1 protein-coding gene is annotated in these 561 nt (G+C 46.2%); it reads left to right on the plus strand.

Annotated elements, in window-relative coordinates:
* A partial coding sequence (locus HCR01_RS38225; protein ID WP_193201053.1) for an ATP-dependent DNA helicase occupies positions 1-515 on the plus strand: 515 nt, incomplete at its 5' end.
* Positions 516-561: the final 46 nt, after the last annotated feature.

Below are 561 nucleotides of genomic sequence, written 5' to 3' on the forward strand. Positions count from 1 at the left end.
GTACACGTAATCTAAACACTGTATTGCAGCAGTTGATTAATCCGCCCAGCCCAAATAAGGTGGAAATTACCAGAGGTGGGAATTTATTGCGAGAGGGTGATCGCATTATCCAGTTGACCAATGACTACAACCGCGAAGTCTTCAATGGTGACTTGGGGATTATTCAAAGCATTGATCCCGTTGAGCAAGAGGTTGTGGTGCAATATGGTGAGCGTACTGTCATCTACGATTATGCAGACTTGAATGAAATTGCCCTCGCCTGGAGCGTTACCGTGCATAAAAGTCAGGGGTCAGAATATCCGGTGGTGATTCTGCCAATCTATATGCAACATTACATGATGTTGTCGCGTAACCTGTTTTACACTGGGTTGACCCGTGCCAAAAAGTTAGCCATTGTCGTTGGTGCTAAAAAAGCAATCTCCCTGGCAGTGCGTTCTACTGATGACCAAGAGCGCTATACGCGATTGCTTTCTAGGCTAACTCAGGTGGGAGCGCGTGCATCAGTCGCAATTTAGCACTGATTCCTGTTTCTTCACGGAAAAACCCAGCTGTTTCAACTTG

This window comes from Nostoc sp. MG11 (assembly GCF_014904695.1).
Classification (GTDB): domain Bacteria; phylum Cyanobacteriota; class Cyanobacteriia; order Cyanobacteriales; family Nostocaceae; genus Komarekiella.